This is a genomic window from Streptomyces sp. NPDC002640 (genome assembly GCF_053592575.1).
In genome coordinates, this window is sequence record NZ_JBSFVZ010000003.1 from 205,871 (window position 1) to 223,638 (window position 17,768).

The following is a 17,768-nucleotide window of genomic DNA, read 5'->3' on the forward strand; positions in this document are numbered from 1 at the left end:
GCCACTCCTTGGCCGGTGGCACGGCCCGGCCGCACGCCGAGCGACAGCCGTTCCTCCACGGCCCACCGGCTGCGAAGCAGCCCCGGCCGGAGCCCGGCCAGGCCCACAGGGCCTAAACCGGAGCCGGCCAGGAGCGCCCCGGTCCGGACGCCGGTCGGAAGCACCCCGCCGACCGCGCGCCAACCGGAGGCCGCCCCGGCAAGGCCCGTCAACCGCTGCACGGGCCCCCACTTGGACGCTGTCCAAGGCCGCCCCGGCAAGGCCCACCAGCCCCGGCCCGGTCGACCGGGGGCGGCGGCCCCGCCGGGCGGCCCCCGGCGGGGGCCTACGCGGTGGTGGGGTGGGGGCTCCGCCCGTTCCGCATCACCGCGGCGGTCGCGACGCAGGTGAGGGTGGTGCCGGCCAGGGCGGCGGCCGTGACGAGGAAGACGCCGATGACGAACAGGCCGCTGCCGTCGTCCGACCAGTCGTACCAGGTCGCGACGGCGAGGCCCGTCGCCGTGCCGAGCACCGCGCCCACGTGGTGGCGGCGGGACGCGGCGAGCACCACCGCGCCGAGCAGCGTCAGCACCAGGCCGATCACCTGCCAGGCCTCGTAGGGGCCGGTGGTGTGGCCGTCCGGATGGACGTCGCGCTGCTGGTCCCAGCCGAGCCAGCCGGCCCAGGCGGCCGCCGCGATCCCGGCGAGCGCCAGGACCGACAGCAGGTGGCGGGAGATCGTGGAGGCGGAGGGTCTGTTCGAGGTCATGGCCTCATCGTCGTCGCCGCGCCCGTCCTCCCGCAGAGCGCGCCTACTCACCTTCACCTGAGTACCCGAGCACCGGCGCCCGGTCACGTCGCCGCCGCCCGGGCCGTACACCGGCCCCGCCAGGATGACGACATGACGGGCGACGGCACAGGGCGGCTCCCCGACGGGTGGACGCTGGAGCGGGTGCGGGAGGTCTCCGGGGACCACCGCGCCGAGGTGGTGGACAACGCAGCGTGCTCTGCTGGGCGGCCGCCGACCTGTACGGGGCGCTGCGCGGACTGTGACGGACGGCCCGCGCGGCCCGTCACGTCACGCGTCGGCGCGCTGGTAGACGAGGGCGTTGACGCCCTTGGGGCTGGTGGTGACGGAGGCCAGGCGGAAGGTGGTGAGGGTGCCGTCGGCGGGGAAGACCGACTTGCCGCCGCCGACGACGACCGGCATCTGGGTCAGGCGGAGTTCGTCGACCAGCCCCTCGCTCATCAGCGCGCGGGCGATCGAGGCGCTGCCCATCACCACGATGTCGCGGCCCTCCTCCTCCCGCAGCGCCCGGATCCGGTCCAGGAACTCCGCGCCGGGGAGACGGACGGTGTTCTCCCAGGTCAGGTCCGCGTCGCCGAGGCTGTCGGTGACGACGTACTTGCGGATGGCGTTCATCCGGTCGGCGAACGGGTCGCCGGCCCGCCCGGGCCAGGCGCCCGCCATCACCTGCCAGGTGCGGCGGCCGAAGAGCAGGGCGTCGGCGCCCTCGAGCGCCGCGTCGAAGGCGCCGCCCACGACCTCGTCGTCGAAGTGCGGGACGGTCCAGCCGCCGTGGGCGAAGCCGCCGTCGGTGTCCTCCTCGGGACCGCCGGGCGCCTGGGTGACGCCGTCGAGGCTGATGAACTGGGTGATGACGACACGCATCCGGAGGGCTCCCTGCACTGGTCATGGCACTGGTCATGGCACTGGTGACTGCACTGCTCGTTCGCGTCCGCGCGACGGGCCGCACGGTACGGGACGGTACGCACTGGAGACCGGCGGCGGGCCGGAAAGTCATCGGTCCGGGTCGCTCTGGTGCGGGCGCCCGCCCGGCTAGGCTCCGGGCATGACCAAGGCAGAGAATGCGGTGTTCGACGTCGAGATCGGGGCGCTCCAGGGCGGCTCCGCGGACCTGGGGCAGTACGCCGGCCGGACGGCGCTGCTGATCGTGAACGTGGCGTCCCGGTGCGGGCTGACGCCGCAGTACAACGGGCTGGAGAAGCTGCACGAGCGGTTCGCCGAGCGCGGGTTCGCCGTGCTGGGCGTGCCCTGCAACCAGTTCATGGGGCAGGAACCGGGGTCGGCCGAGGAGATCGCGGAGTTCTGCTCGGCGACCTACGGCGTGACGTTCCCGATGACCGAGAAGGTCGAGGTGAACGGGGACGGACGCCACCCGCTGTACCGGCGGCTGACCCCGTTCGCCGACGCCGAGGGGCACACCGGTGACGTCCGGTGGAACTTCGAGAAGTTCCTGGTGGACCGGGACGGCCGGGTCGTGGCCCGTTTCGCGCCGCAGACCGAGCCGGAGTCCGACGAGGTCGTGGCCGCGATCGAGAAGGTCCTCGGCTGATTCGGCCCCGCCCTGGGGCGGCGGCGTTGACCTTGCCCCAGGGGCAGGGCCCAGTCTCCCCGTCACCGGGCCGAGGGTCCGGTGACGGAGGAGGCTTCGGGCATGACTGACGCGATCCGTACCGGCGACGGGCTGATCAGCATCGGCGCGTTCGCCGCCAGGGTGCGGCTGTCCGCGAAGGCGCTGCGGCTCTACGACCGGCTGGGGCTGCTGACCCCGGCGTACGTCGACCCGGCGACCGGCTACCGCTACTACCGGCGCGAGCAGGTGGAGCGGGCCCGGACCATCGTGCACCTGCGGCACCTGGACATGCCGCTGGCGGTGGTCGCCGAGGTGGTGGCGCTGATGGACGGCGACGGCGCGGCGGCCGCGGAGCGGGTGCGCGGCTACTGGGCCGGTGTCGAGGCGCGGCTCGCCGGGCAGCGGGCGCTCGTGGACTTCCTCCGTGCGCGACTGGGCGGAAGGAGTTCCCCGATGAACGAGCGGTACACGGTGGAGACGGCGGGGGCGCCGGGCGGCACGGTGCTCTCCCTGAAGCGGCACGTCCTGCTGGGCGAGCTGCCGGACTGGATCGGCGGCACGCTGGACCGGCTGGGGCGGGTGGCCGCCGAGGAGTGCGGTGGCGTCGCCGCGGCGCCGTTCGTGGCCTACCACGCGGAGGTCTCGCAGGAGAGCGACGGCCCCGCCGAGGTCTGCGTGCCGGTGCGGGACGCGGAGGCCGCGCGGGCGTGGGCCGCGCGGCACGGCAAGGGCGTCGCCGTGCGCGAGGAGCCGCCCCGCCGGCTGGCCTTCACCCGCATCACCAAGGCGGAGGTGGCCCAGCCGATGATCCTCAACGCCTTCGAGGCGGTGGAGCGGTGGATCGGCGAGCGGGACCTGCGGGTCGCCGGGCCGTGCCGGGAGGTGTACTTCGCCGACTGGACCGCCGCGGGGCCGACCGATCCGGTCTGTGACGTGGCGTACCCGGTGGAGGGCGCGGTGGGGGACCCGGCGGAGGACCAGGCGGAGGACTAGGCGGGGTCCGGCTCCGGGCACGGGGTGCCGCGCGGTATCCGGTAGCGGGCCGCGAGGTGGTACGTGCCCGGGGCCGGGGCGTCCAGGACGGTCCAGGCGACGCCCCAGGCGTCCTCGGCGCCGGGCGTCAGGCAGCCGCGCAGGTTCCGGCCGTCCGGCTCCGGCGGGGCCACCAGTTCGCCCGACGCGTCGAAGAGGCCCAGCCACGGCGAGTGGGCCACCCGCACGGTGTACCGGCCGGGACGCGGCACCCGCACGGTGAGTTCCTCCTCGTCGGCCCGGACCACCTCGGCGGGCGGATCGGCCAGCGGGGTGGGGTCGGTGACGGCGTACAGCCGCCAGTTGTCGTCCGACCACACCTCCTTCAGGTAGGGCAGCCCGCCCTCGATCAGCTCCCGCTCCTGCCGGCCGCCCTCCCCGTCGGGGTTGCCGTGCAGCGGCAGCACGACCTGGTGGACGGCCCAGCGGCTCAGCCACTGCCGGTAGGTGACGGCGTTCAGCGTGGCGTCGTAGAACAGCGGGTTGCGCTCCCGGTCGGCCTGGCGGTTCCAGCCGCGGGCCAGGTTGACGTAGGGGACCAGGGCGGAGGACTCGGCGTGCGAGCTGGCCGGGACGACCTCGACGCGGCCCTGGTCGGCGCCGGTCCCGCTCCGGCGCAGCCGGTCGATCAGCGGGGCGACGTCGCGGGCCCAGATGGCGTCGGGCTTCATGCTGACCACGTCGCCGACCGTGCTGACGCCGACCCAGCCGGCGAACAGCGCGAAGGAGAGCAGCGCCGTGTACCAGCGCCGGGAGCGCGGCTCGGTGAACGGCAGCACGGCGAACAGCGCCACACCGGCGAACAGCATGGCCAGGCGGGTGATGTTGGAGCCGATCTGGGAGCTGATCGCCCACACCAGCACCACCGCGACCCCGTAGACGGCGCAGGTGGCCCGGACGGTGGTCCAGTCGGGCGGCGTCACCGCGTACACCAGCACGGCCATGGCCACCGGCAGCGCGATGGTGCCCAGGCCCACCGGCTGGGTCCCGGAGAACGGGAACATCCAGGCGGAGACGGCGACCACCAGCAACGGGCCGAGGCCCAGCGCCCACGCGCCGGGGCGGCGGCGCTGGACGAACAGGGCGACGGCGATCAGTCCCAGGAACAGTCCGGCCACCGGCGAGGCCATGGTGGCGAGCGCGGCCAGCGGGACGACGCACGCCGCCCGGGCCCCGCGCCGGTGCCGCCAACGGCGCGGCACGCAGAACACGGCGGCCACCGCGGCCAGCGCGAACAGCACGCCGAGGCCGAAGGTGACGCGGCCGGAGACGGCGTTGCAGAACAGGCCGAACACCCCGGCGAGGGCGGCGGGCCACACATGGCGGTGACCGGTGCCGTCGGCCGGGCCGGTGCCGCCGTCGGGGCCGGTGCCGCCGGCCGGGCGCGGGGCGGGGCCGGTGCGGGCGTGGCAGAGGATCAGGGTCAGCAGTCCGGCGGAGAGCGTGCCGGAGAGCATCATCGTGGTCCGCACCCCGAGGAGGTGCATCAGGTAGGGCGAGACCACGCTGTACGAGACCGGGTGCATCCCGCCGTACCAGGCCATGTTGTAGGCCGAGTCGGGGTGACGGCCGACGAACTCCGCCCAGGCGTCCTGGGCCGCCAGGTCGCCGCCGCTGTTCGCGAACGCGAAGAACCAGAGGACGTGCAGGGCGCCGGCGAGGGCCGTGACGAGGGTCGCCGGGTGGCGCAGGACACCGACCGCGCGGGCGGGGCCGGAATGCGCGGCGGGCTCGGACTCCGGGGCGGGGCCTTGGCCCGGGGGACGTGGGGTCCCGGCGGGCGGTGGCAGGTGCTCGGCGGCGGGCCGCCCGGCCGGCGCGGGCACCCGGGGCGCGTCGGCGGAGGCCGTGGAGTGCGGCGCGCGCGCCCGATCCGCTGTGCTCACGTCCTGGAACTCCCTTGTCCCGTCCGCCGGTTCCCGTCGCGCGGCCCCCGGGCCGCCCCCGGCCCGCTGCCGGGCGACGCTAGCACGACGCCCCGCCGCGGAACGCCTGGTCGGCGTCCTGTGGCGGGGCGTGCGCGGTGCCGTGCTCCGGCAGCCGGGGCCGCCCGGTGCCGGGCCGGCCGGCTCCGGGCGCCCGGCTCAGGCGACGCGGGTCAGCTTGGCCGCCGTGTCCGGTTCCGCCAGGTCGCTCTGGAGCTGCACGGGCACCGTGACGGCTCCGTCCTTGCCGTCACCGACCGTCAGCGAGCCGACCTCGGTCCCGGCGGCCGCCGTGTGCGGCAGGTTCTCCTTGGGGTCGAAGGTCAGCTTGACCTCGTGCCCGGCCCAGCCGACCGCCTTGACGTCCTCGGAGACGACCACGGGCGTGCGGCCGCCGAGCCGGTCGTCCACGTAGCCGACCACGTCGCCCTTCTTGAGGATGGTCTCCGAGGTCAGGGCGTCCTGGGTGGCCAGCATGGCCGTCTTCGAGACCGCGTTGACGGTGTCGAGGATGTACGGCTTGTGCTGCCCGAGGATGGCGCCGACCAGGGTCACCGTCTCGCCGTCGACGGGCTTGGTGGCGGCGAAGAGCAGGTTGCCGCCGGCCTTGGTGGTCGAGCCGGTCTTGATGCCGATCGCTCCGTCGTACGGGACCAGGGTGTTGTAGTTGTAGTGGATCCGCCCCGACGGGTCCTTCCAGGAGCCCTGCTTGGTGATGTCCACCATGCCGGGCATCTTCATCATCGCGACGCCCAGCTTCACCTGGTCATCGGCGGTGGAGACGGTCGTCTCCTTCAGGCCGGAGGGGTCGGTGTAGGTGGTGTTCGTCATCCCGAGCTCGTCGGCGGTCTTGTTCATCTTCTCGACGAACGCCTCCTGCGAACCGGCGTTCCAACGGGCCAGCAGGCGCGCGATGTTGTTCGCGGACGGAATCATCACGGCGGACAGCGCGTCGCGGAGGCTCAGCTTCTGGCCCTCCTTGACGTTGTTCAGCGTGGACTCGTCCTGCCCGGGCTTGTCGTAGCCGCCCTCCTTCTCGGCGAGGGCGTCGATGGTGATCATCGGGCCTTCCTCGCCGGGCTTGAGCGGGTTCTCGCGCATGATCACGTAGGCGGTCATCGACTTGGTGACCGAGGCGATCGGCACCGGCTTCTGTTCGCCGAACCGGTCGACGGTGCCGATGCCGATGACGTCCATCGAGCCCTGGCCCTCACCCGGCCACGGGAGGGAGACCGGGTCGCCGTCGAACCGGTGGGACTCCTGCGCGGTCAGCACGAGCGCGGGCTCGGGCAGCGGGCGGACCATCTGGACGATCGCCAGCACGATCGCCAGCAGCACCACCACGGGGGTCCAGATCTTGACCCGGCGCATCACCCGGCGCGGCAGGGTGTCCGGCGGCGGCGGGGTGTTGGTCAGCTCGGCCAGCAGGTCCAGCGGCGGCTTGGGGGGCAGCGGCTGCTGGGTGGTGCGTTCGGGGCCGATCTGGGGGATGGCGGTGGTCTCGGTCGCCGACGCCCCGGCCACGGGGGCCGTGGGGGCCGCGGGGGCCGTGGGCGGCTTCCGTGTCGACGGTTCCGGTGCCGTGCCGACCTTCAGCTGCGTGGTCGGCTGGTCCACGGGGCGCTCGGCGCCGGGGCGGCCGAGGCGGATCGCGGTGGTGGGCTGGTCCACGGGCTTCTTGGCCGCGGGCTTCTTGGCCGCCTTGTCCGCGGGGGGCGCGACCGTGCCGGGGGCGCGCGTCGCGTCACGCTTCTCCTCCGCCGGCAGCGGCCCGGCAGCCCACGCGGGCCGCCTGTCCTCGTCCTCGTCCCCGTCGGTGGCCTCCGCGTCGGCCGCGGGGTCCTTGTCGTCCCCGTCCTCGGCCGGCGCGACGGGCTCGCCGGACGGCCCGCCCTTCGACGCGTCGTCGGCAGCGACCTCCTCCGGAGCCGAAGCCTCGTCCTTCTCGTCGGCAACGGCCTCCTCGGCGTCCACGCCGGACCCCGGCTCGTCGCCCGAACCCTCGTCGGCAGCGGATGCCTCGGACACCGCACCGTCGGCCAGGCGCCCCTCCGCGCCCACACCCAAGGCGGCACCGACCGCCGGCACGGCACGCTCCGACTCCTCGTCGCCCGACTCCGGCTCACCCTTCGCGGCGTCCTCGCCCGAACCCTCGGCGCCCACGCCAGCGACGGCACCGAACGCCGGCACGGCACGCTCCGGCTCCGCGTCGTCCGACTCCGGCTCGCCCTTCGCGGCGTCGTCGCCCGAACCCTCATCGGCGGCCGATGCCTCGGCGTCCACGCCCGCGACGGCACCGAACGCCGGCACGGCACGCTCCGACTCCGGCGCCTCGTCGCCTGACTCCCGCTCCCCGGCGGCAGTCGCCCCCGGCTCACCCTTCGCGGCGTCCTCGCCCGAACCCTCGGCGCCCACGCCAGCGGCAGCACCGAACGCGGGCACAGCACGCTCCGGCTCCGGCTCGTCCTTCGCGGCGTCGTCGCCCTGCCCCTCGTGGGCAGCGGCCTCCTCGGCGTCCACGCCCGCGGCGGCACCGAACGCCGGCACGGCACGCTCCGGCTCCGGCTCCTCGTCGCCGGACTCCGGCTTCCCGGCGGCGGCAGTCGCCTCCGGCTCGTCCTCCTCCGCCCCGACGCGGACCCCGGACGGCTCGTCGCCCTGCTCAGGCTCGCCGTCCCGGTCCACCGTCGCGTCGTCCACGGCGTCGCGCCCCTCGGCGGCGTCCTCCGGGGCTGCGTCCGCCTCGTCGCGCTCCTCGGTGGCGAGCCACGTGGAAACGGCGGTGCGCAGGCGCGAGTCGTCCTCCGCGTTCGCGGCCGTGTCCGCGGCACCGGAGGCCTCTCCGTCGCCCTCGGCGTCCTCGGCGTCCCCGGCGCCGGTGGCGCCCTCCTGGGCCTCCCCGGGCCGCTCCCCACTCCCCTGGCCCTCGGCGTCCTCGTCGGCCGCGGAGGCGTCCTCGGAGCCGTCAGGGCCCTCGGGGCCGTCAGGGCGGTCGGAGCCGTCGGCGCCGTCGGGCTCCGCCGAGTCCTCGGGAGGCACCGCGGAGGCGGCGGAGGGCGCGTCGGCGCCGTCGCCGTCACCGTCCCGCGGCGCCTCGGCCACGGCGGTCCGGGCGAACACGGCACGCGGGTCGGCGGCCGCCGACACCGCGGCGGTCTCCGCAACCGGTTCCCCCGTGCCCGGCGTCGTACCCGCCGAGGACTCTCGCTGCTTCGACCTGTCGGGGGACTCGCCCGCCACCAATGCCTCCTCCATACGCCGCGCACTCCCCGTGCGCCTGCCCAACCAGCCGACCGTCAACGCCGGGCGGCCACCGTCCGGACCGGTTCCAGTGTCGCGTCCGCGCACCCGGCCCCTCCGCAGGGACGAGAACGACATACCTGCCGGTTCCATCCGATTGCGGACCCGCACTCTCGACAGATGACTGTGAGAGGGGTCACCCTGTCGTACATCCACGCGGGGAGGCATGGATGGGCAAGAGCCGCAGAACACTTCCGGAGGAGCTTCTGCTGCTGGCATTGGACCCGGCCACGGGCACCACTGCACAGCCTCAGTCGCTCGACCTGGGTCTGGCCGGAGCACAGCTCGTCGAGCTGGCCATGGCCGGACGGATAGCCCCGGACGGGGATCGTATCTCCGTGGTGATGCCACGGCCGACAGGAGATCCGACTCTGGACCACGCACTGGAGCTGCTGCGCAGACGCGGCGCCCCGGTCCGCGCGGTCCACTGGATCGGCGGACCCCGGCTGGGGCTCCGCCAGACCTACCTCGCTCACCTGGAGCGGTGCGGCATGGTGCATGCCGTGGCCGGTCCGATGTGCGGGGTACTGCCGACGACTCGCTACCAGGCGACGGACACGGCCATCAGCCGGGAGATCAGATCCCGGCTGGACACGGCGATCAAGACGGGCGTCCCACCGGACCCCCGGACCGCCGCGCTCGCCGCACTGGCCCACGCGGTCGGTCTCGGCAAGCACCTGTACCCGGGGAACGAGGGCCGCTCGGCCCGCTCCCGGCTGCGGGACCTGATCAGGCACGACCCTATGGGCGGTCTCGTGGCGCACGCCGTGATGGACGTCCAGAACGGCGCGGCGGCGCAACCACGCCGGGCCGCCCCGGCGCAGAACGGCCGCCCGGCCGCTCCGGCGCACGGGCGGGCGACGGCGCCGCAGCAGGCGGTCAGGGGTGTGGCGGCGCAGCCGCATCCCGGCGCGATGGCCAGGGCCGTCGCGCGCTGACCCCGGCGAACACGCACGCCCGGACGGGCGGCGGGCCCCACCGGCCCGACGCCCCGTCCGGGCGTGAGCCGTTCCCGGACGCATGTCGCCGCGCGGCGTCGAGTCCCACCCGAAGGCGTTAACCGCCGTCCCGGCCCCTTACCCGATAGGGATGCCATGCGGCCACCCCGTCACGCGTGCGCAGCGATTGTGCGCCGTTTTCCAGCGGTGGCCCGCACCCAGGTGGCAATCTGCTGAACAGCAGATACGCAAAGTTGAGGTACGCAGCCGGAGGTGCCGTCCGTGGCGTCCAGTGTCAACCCCACCGTCAGGCGCCGCCGCCTGGGACAGGAGCTCCGCCGGCTCCGTGAGCAGAAGGGCATGACGGCCGAGGAAGTGGCGGAGCGGCTGCTGGTCTCGCAGTCGAAGATCAGCCGTCTCGAGAACGGCCGCCGGTCCATCAGCCAGCGCGACGTCCGCGATCTCTGCGGGGTGTACGAGGTCGAGGACCAGCGGATCGTCGACTCGCTGATGCAGATGGCCAAGGACTCCCGCCAGCAGGGCTGGTGGCACTCCTTCGGCGACATCCCGTACAGCGTCTACATCGGCCTGGAGACGGACGCGGCCAGCCTGCGCGTCTACGACCCGCAGGTCGTGCCGGGGCTGCTCCAGACCCGGCAGTACGCGGAGTCGCTGATCACCGGGGCGCTGCCGGAGACGGCGGCCTCGGACATCGAGAAGCGGGTGAAGGTGCGGCTGCGCCGGCAGCAGCGGATCAACGCGCAGGAGAACCCGCTGCGCCTGTGGACGGTGCTCGACGAGGCCGCGCTGCGGCGGATCGTGGGCAACCGGGCGGTGATGCGGGAGCAGTTGGAGCACCTGGTCGAGCAGGCGCAGCTGCCGCACGTCACGGTGCAGGTGATCCCGTTCAATCTGGGTGCCCACCCGGGGCTGAACGGCCAGTACGCCATCCTGGAGTTCCCCGACGCGTCGGACTCCAGCGTGGTCTACATCGAGGGCGTCACCAGCGACCTGTACCTGGAGAAGCCGAACGACGTCCACAAGTACAGCGTGATGTACGAGCACCTGCGGGCCCAGGCGCTGAACGTGGAGCAGTCACGGCAGTTCATCGAGGACATCGCCAAGTCCTACGCGTGACCGGCGCGTGGCCGGCGCACGATCGCCGGGACATCACGCAGCGTGACCCCATCGCCCTGTATCGGTTGCCGACGGACTTTGCCAGAGGCAAAAGGACGAACCGTACACGCACAACTGCTGTGGCGGTAGGGCCTATTGGGACATGCCATCCACACGAGTGAATCGACCCCTCCGATCCGCTGGACGGCGAGTAGCGTCGATCACGCCAACGGTCACACGCGGTTGGCGGAGATCACCTGATTCGTCACCCTCAGTTAACTCGGAGTGAAAATGGCTATTCGTCAGGGCGCCACCCCCACGTGGACCAAGTCCTCCTACTCGACCGGCAACGGCGCGTGCGTGGAGGTCAAGTCCCCGCTGCGCGAGGAGCTCGCGGTGCGGGACTCGAAGGTTCCGGCGGGCCCGACCCTCGCCTTCCCGGCCGACTCCTGGAGCGCCTTCGTCTCCGGCGTCAACCGTGGAGCGTTCGGCGGGAACTGAGCGGCCGACGTGAGAGCCGGTACCGCCGGCCCCACGGGGCGCCACCCTGTACAGCCCTCTCGTCCGGCTCGCCGTCCTGGCCGAGGGGGCTCGCCCATGTCCGGCCGTCCCGGGCCGGTGCCGTCGGCCGGTGCCGCTCAGTCCTCCTCCGGCCTCGGTCCCCGCGGGTAGCGGGTCAGCCAGCCGGGCGAGGCGTACGAGGGGCCGTGCAGCGCCGGCCCCTGGGTCATCTCGATCGCGAAGTCGTCGGCCAGCAGCACCAGGGTGGGCCGGCCCTCGAGTTCGGCCAGCCACGCGGGCGGCAGCGCCGTCTCGCCGTGCAGCGCCCCCAGCAGTCCTCCGGTCAGCGCTCCGGTGACGCTCGCCGGGCCGCCGAGGTTCACCGCGAGGCACAGCGCGTGCCGCACGTCCTCCCCACTCAGTGCGGCGCGCACCGCGGCCGCCAGGACCTCCTCGGCCCCCGCCCCGGCCTCCAGGGGGGCCGACGGCTCCTCCGGGGACGCCAGGGCGCCTTCCAGGGCCGCGGTGACCTCCTGGTGACCGGGCCACGGCGTCAGCGCCCCGATCGCCGCCCGCACGGCCTGCGGCAGCGCCTCCCCGCGTGCCAGGCCGTGCACGGTGACCGCGTAGGCCCCGGCCACCAGGTAGGCGATGGGGTGGCCGTGGGTCTGGGTGGCGCACTCCACGGCGAGTTGGGCGACCAGCTGCGGCTCCCAGCCGACCAGGAGCCCGAACGGCGCGCTGCGGGCCGCCGCGTGCGGGCCGCGCTCGGCGGGGTTCCTCGGTTCGGCGGGCGTGCCCATGGTCTGCTCGCCCAGCGCCCGCAGGGTGGGGCCGTGCGGGGCGCGGCGGGCGTACAGCCACTCCTCGCGGGCCAGCCAGCCGTCGTCCTTGCGGCGTTCGTCGGGCCCCCAGTCGTGCTGGGTGGCCGTCCAGCGCCGCCAGGCGCGGTGCAGGTCGCTCGGGGGGTGCCAAATCCCGGTGTCCCGGCGGACCTGGGCCCGGATCAGCCCGTCCACGGTGAACAGCGACAGCTGGGTGACGGCGGTGACCGCGCCGAGCCGCCCGAACGCCGGGACCGGCGCGGCCAGCCCTTCGGGGCCGTGCGCCTCCACGATCCGGGCGGCGGTCATCCCGTCCAGCGGCGCGCCCAGCGCGTCGCCCACGGCGGCCCCGAGCACGACGCCGCGCACTCTGCTCCGGAAGTCCTGCAACTCGGCCCGGCCCCACGCACCAGCCACCGCCCGACCTCCCACGGCCGTCGCCCACGCCTGCTTGCTTCCGCACCCGCGGTCGGCCGGGGCCCGGTTCCCGCCGACGCTAGTCGTCCGGCGCTCCGGGCGGAACGGGCAATTCTGGCCGATGCGCATGTACGGCCCCCCGCGCGTCCGGGCTTCCACGGGATCCCCTCCGGACACGCACAGCACCCGCGCCCCGGTTCCGCGCGGGGCGAGGGGCGGAGGTCACGCGCCGGGCGAGGGGCAAAGGTCACGCGCCGTGCGAGGGGCGGAGGTTCCGGGCGGACGCCCCGCGGATACGACGGCGCCCGCCGCTCGCGGGGCGAGGGGCGGGCGCGCGCCGGGCCGGGCCAAGGCGGACCGGACCGGGCCGGGCCAAGGCGGGCGTCACTGCATCGCGCGCCAGATGTCGTCCCGGGTGAGGGCGCCGGTGAACACCCGGACGTTGTCGACGGCGCCGTGGAAGTACTCGCCCCAGCCGTCCGCGGTGCGGCCGCGGCCCACCTGCAGCGGGCCCTCGGCGGCCCAGGCGGAGTCGAACGAGGCGGAGGTCGCCTCTCCGCCCTCACCGTCGACGTAGAGGGTGATCCGGTCGGCGGCGTCGTCGTGGACCACCACGATCTCCTGGTCGGCGGGCTCTCCGTAGGAAGGCCGGGCGTACTGGGAGACCATCGTCCTGGCGGCGCCGGCCGTGTCCCCGTGGGTCACCACGAGCTGCCACTTCTCCGTGGCCGGGTCGTAGCGGACCTGGAACGCGTCGCCGTGCCCGCCGCCCTGGGAGAGGACCGTCATCGGCTCGTCCGGCGCGGCCTCGGCGAAGCGGACGTACGCGCCGACGGTGTAGCTGCCGCCGGTCTCCACGACCGGGCCGCCCGCGGTCGCGTGACCGGTCGTCCCGTCCAGTGCGAGGTGCGCGTTCCCCTTCAGGGCGAAGCGGGCGGGTACGCACTCGGGGTCCAGCCAGCAGTCCCAGTCGTCGACGTACCGGTAGACCTCGGCGCCCTCGTGCAGGGTGAGCGGACCGCCCTCGCTGCCGGGGGCGGCGTCGTCCGTGACGGACTCGAAGTCCCAGCCGCCGACCCGCTGCGGCTCCTGCCGTCCGAGCTTCTCCGCCTCCTCCGGGACCACCACGCGGTCCCAGACCCGGACGTCGGCCAGGTCGCCGTGCCAGCGGTTCCCGCCGTCGCCACGGGCCCGGCCGAGCTGGAAGGCGCCCGGCGAGGCGACCGGGGCGGCCTTCGCCTTCTCGCCGACCTGCCGGCCGTCGACGTAGAGGCGGACGGTGTCGTCCTCGGCGTCGAACACGCCCAGCACGTGGGCCCAGTCGCCGGTCTCCGGGCCGCCGCCCGTGACGGTGGCGCCGCCGAAGCCGAACGCCCAGTCGGCGTCGCCGTCCGCGGTGGGCCGCAGGCCCAGGGTGAAGGCGGAGGTGCCGTCGGCGGCGTCCTGGCTCGCCACCGTCATGGCACGGTCCGTCCGGCCGGGCCGGACCCAGCCGCCGACCGCGTAGGTCTTCCGGGTGTCGACCACGGGCTCGTCGGTGGTCAGGTAGCCGTTGCCCGCGCCGCCGAGCCGAGCGCTGCCGTCGAGGCCGGTGCCGTAGGGGGCGGTGTCCTGGAACGTCACGCCGTCCTCGGCGCGCAGCGCCGGGCCGGTCTCGGCGGCCTCGTCGGCGAGCTTCCAGTGGGCGACCGGGGCGCGGCCCTCGGCGACGCGGAACCAGAGGACGCTCTCGGCGCTGGTGTTGCCGGCGCGGTCCGTCGCCCGCACGGTCAGGTAGTCGGTCCCCGACTTCGACGGCGCGAAGCGGACGGTGGCCGCTCCGCCCAGCTCCTCGGGCTCCACGGTCCGCTCGGTCCCGCCGATGAAGTGGTAGCGGTAGGCCACCACGTCGTTGGAGGGCGAGTCGAAGGTGAAGCCGCCGTAGACCCCGACACCGTCCCACCAGGTGGTGTCGTCGTAGCGGTCGGAGGTGACCGCCGGCGCCTCGGGGCGCGTGGCGTCCACGACGAACCGGCAGGCGTGGCCGCCCTCCTCGTCGCTCCACGGGGACACGGCGCCCTGGGGGCCCACCGCGCGCACCCGCCAGGAGACCGGCGTGTCCCCCGGGACGTCGAACGACGGGGTCAGCCGGACGGGGGTGCCCACGGTCTTCACCGTGGTGGTCAGCGTCTCGCGCCGTTCGGCGCCCTCCGCGTCGGTCCACCACACCTCGAACTCGGCGCCCAGCCGCGCCCAGGGGTCGGGGTCCCGGAGGACCACCTCCAGCTGGGGCTTCTCCGGCACGTACGGCGTGTCCTGCCCGTGCGCGCACGCCGCGCCGCCGGTTCTCAGATCCTCCGCCAGGGGCCGCAGCGGCGGATCCTCCGCCGCGGACGCCACCCCCGGCGTCCCCGCCAGCAGCACGGCGGCGGCCAGGACGACCCCGCCCCGTCCGCGCCGACCGGACTTCCTCATGCCAACCCGCCCCCTCTTCTGACGTGCACTCAGCAAATCGGGCGTGAACGTACCAGGCGTCGGCGCCCGCCGCGGAACCTTTTCTCGCCGGGAGGGGCGGGCGACCGCCCGAGGGGCTCCCGGGAGGGGCTGGCGCCCGCCCGAGGGGAGGCGCCGGGCGCCCCGCGCCCACCCTGCGGGACGCCCTTGTTTGCCCAGCTCGTCCCGCTCGTATGCTCGTGGGATGACGACTTCCGCCAGTTCCGGAACCGGCCGCCCCACCGAGAACTCGATGCGCCGCGCCCTCAGGCGGGCCCGTGACGGGGTCACGCTGGACGTGGCCGAGGCGGCCGTGCTGCTGCAGGCGCGCGGCGGGGATCTGGAGGACCTGTGCGCCACCGCCTCCCGGGTGCGGGACGCGGGCCTGGAGGCGGCCGGGCGGCCCGGCGTCATCACGTACTCCAGGAGCGTGTTCATCCCGCTCACCCGCCTGTGCCGGGACAAGTGCCACTACTGCACCTTCGTGACCGTGCCGGGCAAGCTGCGCCGCGCCGGCCACGGGATGTTCATGTCGCCGGACGAGGTCCTGGACGTCGCCCGCAAGGGCGCGGCGATGGGCTGCAAGGAGGCGCTGATCACCCTCGGCGACAAGCCGGAGGACCGCTGGCCGGAGGCCCGCGAGTGGCTGGACGCGCACGGCTACGACGACACCATCGCCTACGTGCGGGCGATCTCGATCCGCATCCTCGAGGAGACGGGCCTCCTGCCCCACCTCAACCCCGGGGTGCTGAGCTGGACGGACTTCCAGCGGCTCAAGCCGGTCGCCCCCTCGATGGGGATGATGCTGGAGACGACGGCGACCCGGCTGTGGTCCGAGCCCGGCGGCCCCCACCACGGCTCGCCCGACAAGGAACCCGCCGTGCGGCTGCGGGTGCTGGAGGACGCGGGCCGGTCCTCGGTGCCGTTCACCAGCGGGATCCTGATCGGCATCGGCGAGACCTACGAGGAGCGGGCGGAGTCGCTGTTCGCGCTGCGGAAGGTGGCGCGGGCGTACCACTCGGTGCAGGAACTGATCATCCAGAACTTCCGCGCCAAGCCGGACACGGCGATGCGCGGCATGCCGGACGCCGAACTGGACGAGCTGGTCGCCGCGGTGGCGGTGGCGCGGGTGGTGATGGGCCCCTCCGCCTGCCTCCAGGCGCCGCCGAACCTGGTGGACGCCGAGTACGAGCGGCTGATCCGGGCCGGCATCGACGACTGGGGCGGCGTCTCGCCCCTCACCATCGACCACGTCAACCCGGAGCGGCCCTGGCCGCAGATCGACGAGCTGGCCGAGCGGTCCGCCGCGGCCGGGTTCGCCCTGCGTGAGCGTCTGTGCGTGTACCCGGAGTTCGTGCGGCGCGGCGAGCCCTGGCTGGACCCGCGGGTGCTGCCGCACGTGCGGGCGCTGGCCGACCCGGAGACCGGGCTCGCGGTGCCGGACGCGGTGGTCGAGGGGCGGCCCTGGCAGGAGCCGGACGAGGCGTTCACGCCGTCCGGCCGCACCGACCTGCACCGCACCATCGACTCCGAGGGCCGCACCGCCGACCGGCGGGACGACTTCGACGAGGTGTACGGCGACTGGGAGTCGCTGCGCGAGGCCGCCGCGCCGGGCATGGTGCCGGAGCGGATCGACGGCGACGTGCGGGCCGCGCTGCGGACGGCCGCGGACGACCCCACGCGACTGACCGACGAGGAGGCGCTCACCCTCTTCCACGCGGACGGTCCGGCGCTGGACGCGCTGTGCCGGATCGCCGACGACGTGCGGAGGTCGGCCGTCGGGGACGACGTCACCTACATCGTCACGCGGAACATCAACTTCACCAACGTCTGCTACACCGGCTGCCGTTTCTGCGCGTTCGCGCAGCGCCGCACCGACGCGGACGCGTACACGCTGTCGCTGGAGCAGGTCGCCGACCGGGCGCAGCAGGCGTGGGACGTCGGCGCGGTCGAGGTGTGCATGCAGGGCGGCATCCACCCGGACCTGCCGGGCACCGCCTACTTCGACATCGCGCGGGCGGTGAAGGAGCGGGTGCCGGGGATGCACGTGCACGCCTTCTCGCCGATGGAGGTCGTCAACGGCGCGACCCGCACCGGGATGTCGATCCGGGAGTGGCTGACCGCCGCCAAGGAGGCGGGCCTGGACACCATCCCCGGCACGGCGGCCGAGATCCTCGACGACGAGGTGCGGTGGGTGCTGACCAAGGGCAAGCTGCCCACCGCGACCTGGGTCGAGGTGGTCACCACCGCGCACGAGCTGGGCATCCGCTCCTCGTCCACGATGATGTACGGCCACGTCGACCAGCCGCGGCACTGGCTGGGCCACCTGCGGACGCTGGCCGGCATCCAGCGGCGCACCGGCGGGTTCACCGAGTTCGTGACGCTGCCGTTCGTCCACACCAACGCGCCGGTGTACCTCGCGGGCATCGCGCGGCCCGGGCCGACCGTGCGGGACAACCGGGCGGTCACGGCGATGGCGCGGCTGCTGCTGCACCCGTACATCCCGAACATCCAGACCAGCTGGGTGAAGCTCGGCACGGAGGGCGCCGCCGAGATGCTGCGGTCGGGCGCCAACGACCTGGGCGGCACGCTGATGGAGGAGACCATCTCCCGCATGGCGGGCTCCTCCTACGGCTCGTACCGGTCGGTCGCGGACCTGGTGAAGATCGCCGACGCGGCGGGCCGGCCCGCGCGGCCGCGCACGACGCTGTACGGGGAGGTGCCCGAGGAGCGGCAGCGGGCGGCCGCGGCCTCGGACGGGCACCTGCCGGAGCTGCTGCCGGTCCTCGACCGGTAGCTTCCGCGAAGGCTCGGGGGGACGGGGCCCTGGCCGGGGGCCGGGCGGGTCACCGTAGGATGATCCGACTCTGTTCCCGCCCGGCCCCC

12 protein-coding genes are annotated in these 17,768 nt (G+C 74.5%); 6 read left to right on the forward strand and 6 right to left on the reverse strand.

What is annotated here, in order from left to right; all coding sequences use genetic code 11:
- Window positions 1-325 precede the first annotated feature (325 nt).
- Entirely contained in the window at window positions 326-748 is a 423-nt protein-coding gene (locus ACWD3O_RS05650; protein WP_451414936.1) for a hypothetical protein, read from the reverse strand.
- 309 nt (window positions 749-1,057) lie between these two features.
- The gene (locus ACWD3O_RS05655; RefSeq protein ID WP_451414937.1) at window positions 1,058-1,651 is read right to left on the reverse strand and encodes a dihydrofolate reductase family protein; all 594 of its coding nucleotides are present in this window, start codon (window positions 1,649-1,651) and stop codon (window positions 1,058-1,060) included.
- A gap of 181 nt (window positions 1,652-1,832) precedes the next feature.
- On the opposite strand from ACWD3O_RS05655, the gene ACWD3O_RS05660 reads away from it, so the two are divergent.
- Entirely contained in the window at window positions 1,833-2,336 is a 504-nt protein-coding gene (locus ACWD3O_RS05660; protein ID WP_451408470.1) for a glutathione peroxidase, read from the forward strand.
- A 102-nt stretch (window positions 2,337-2,438) separates the two neighbouring features.
- Entirely contained in the window at window positions 2,439-3,350 is a 912-nt protein-coding gene (locus ACWD3O_RS05665) for a MerR family transcriptional regulator (protein ID WP_451414938.1), read from the forward strand.
- Here ACWD3O_RS05665 and ACWD3O_RS05670 read toward each other — a convergent pair.
- Complete coding sequence (locus ACWD3O_RS05670; RefSeq protein ID WP_451414939.1) at window positions 3,347-5,275, reverse strand: MFS transporter; 1,929 nt, start codon at window positions 5,273-5,275, stop codon at window positions 3,347-3,349. The genes ACWD3O_RS05665 and ACWD3O_RS05670 overlap by 4 nt on opposite strands.
- 198 nt (window positions 5,276-5,473) lie before the next feature.
- On the reverse strand, window positions 5,474-8,569 hold the full coding sequence (locus ACWD3O_RS05675; protein WP_451414940.1) for a D-alanyl-D-alanine carboxypeptidase: 3,096 nt from the start codon (window positions 8,567-8,569) through the stop codon (window positions 5,474-5,476).
- A gap of 215 nt (window positions 8,570-8,784) precedes the next feature.
- Here ACWD3O_RS05675 and ACWD3O_RS05680 point away from each other — a divergent pair, with 215 nt between their 5' ends.
- The 3 genes from ACWD3O_RS05680 to ACWD3O_RS05690 all read left to right on the forward strand — a co-directional run bounded on the left by ACWD3O_RS05680 (window position 8,785) and on the right by ACWD3O_RS05690 (window position 11,169).
- Window positions 8,785-9,552 carry a GOLPH3/VPS74 family protein gene (locus tag ACWD3O_RS05680; protein WP_451414941.1) on the forward strand — a complete coding sequence of 256 codons (768 nt, stop codon included), beginning with the start codon at window positions 8,785-8,787 and terminating at the stop codon, window positions 9,550-9,552.
- A gap of 282 nt (window positions 9,553-9,834) precedes the next feature.
- Window positions 9,835-10,689, forward strand: coding sequence for a helix-turn-helix domain-containing protein (locus tag ACWD3O_RS05685; protein ID WP_451408465.1), 855 nt, complete (start codon window positions 9,835-9,837; stop codon window positions 10,687-10,689).
- A 270-nt stretch (window positions 10,690-10,959) separates the two neighbouring features.
- Window positions 10,960-11,169: a DUF397 domain-containing protein gene (locus tag ACWD3O_RS05690; protein ID WP_451408464.1), complete on the forward strand. Its 210-nt coding sequence runs from the start codon at window positions 10,960-10,962 to the stop codon at window positions 11,167-11,169.
- A 137-nt stretch (window positions 11,170-11,306) separates the two neighbouring features.
- On the opposite strand, the gene ACWD3O_RS05695 is transcribed toward ACWD3O_RS05690, so the two are convergent.
- Window positions 11,307-12,425 (reverse strand): ADP-ribosylglycohydrolase family protein, encoded by a 1,119-nt coding sequence (locus ACWD3O_RS05695; RefSeq protein WP_451414942.1) that lies wholly within the window; start codon window positions 12,423-12,425, stop codon window positions 11,307-11,309.
- Between the two features lie 369 nt (window positions 12,426-12,794).
- Complete coding sequence (locus ACWD3O_RS05700) at window positions 12,795-14,864, reverse strand: LamG-like jellyroll fold domain-containing protein (RefSeq protein WP_451414943.1); 2,070 nt, start codon at window positions 14,862-14,864, stop codon at window positions 12,795-12,797.
- A gap of 223 nt (window positions 14,865-15,087) precedes the next feature.
- Between ACWD3O_RS05700 and ACWD3O_RS05705 the strand changes: the two genes are divergently transcribed.
- The gene (locus ACWD3O_RS05705) at window positions 15,088-17,679 is read left to right on the forward strand and encodes a bifunctional FO biosynthesis protein CofGH (protein WP_451414944.1); all 2,592 of its coding nucleotides are present in this window, start codon (window positions 15,088-15,090) and stop codon (window positions 17,677-17,679) included.
- Window positions 17,680-17,768 lie beyond the last annotated feature (89 nt).